Source organism: Acidisoma sp. S159 (assembly GCF_009766125.1).
Taxonomy (GTDB): Bacteria; Pseudomonadota; Alphaproteobacteria; order Acetobacterales; family Acetobacteraceae; genus Acidisoma.
The window spans coordinates 1-884 of sequence record NZ_LMUG01000040.1 but is presented as its reverse complement, the minus strand read 5'-3'; the positions used below and the strand labels follow the sequence as shown (position 1 = coordinate 884).

The 884-nt window shown below is 60.9% G+C and carries 1 pseudogene; it reads right to left on the bottom strand.

From position 1 onward, the window contains the following. Nucleotides 1-36 precede the first annotated feature (36 nt). Nucleotides 37-884: pseudogene (tnpC, locus tag GSQ92_RS11415) on the bottom strand (IS66 family transposase); the annotation flags it as partial.

Here is an 884-nt window from a genome sequence, read left to right as displayed (position 1 = left end):
TGACGGTGACGGCGTGAACCTTGTTGCGCTGCATGTTCAGGCGGCGGCCGCGATGGATGCCTCTTTGCGCGAGGTTTTCCAGTTCCAAGGAAGCAGATCATTGATACGCGAAGCTGGGTGGGCTGCAATGCGGCCGAGCACATCAGTCAGCCAGGCGTGAGGATCGACGCTGTTCATCTTGCAGGTGACGATCAAGCTATACACGGCAGCCGCACGCTGCCCACCGCGATCGGATCCGCAGAAAAGCCATGAGCGGCGTCCAAGAGCGACGCCTCTGAGCGCTCGCTCGGCGGCATTGTTGGACAGACAAACACGGCCGTCGTCGAGGAACAACGTGAATGCGGGCCACCGCTTCAGCATGTAGTTGATGGCTTTGTATAGGTCGGGTGCGAGGAAAATTATCGCGCTTCTCCTCGAGATAGACGCGGAGGGCCTCGACGAGCGGCAAGCTCCGCTCCTGGCGTAGGGTGCGGCGATTCTCTGTGCTTTCTCCGTTGATCTCCCGCTCGATCTCGAAAAGGGCATCGATCTGGCGAACCACCTCAAGAGCCATGGGCGACACCACAACAGGCTTCTTGCCCTTCGCCTTGCGCCGAGCGGTCTCCTGGAGATCCGCATTGATGAAGAATGGGCGCCGGGCATGGCTCCAACACCCAGCCTGTTGGATCTGGCCGGGTTTGCGGTCTGGCGCATAGAGCTTGCCATAGCCGGAGAATGCGTCAGCCTGGAAAATGCCTGACCACCGGGCGAGATGCGCCTGCGGGTGGTCGCCGGTTCGATCCCTCGAATAGTAGAACATTGCCGCCGGTGGACTGGCCCCACCGAAGGGTTTGTCGTCGGCAACATACACCCAACATCGGGCGATATCGGTCTTGCCGGCGGCG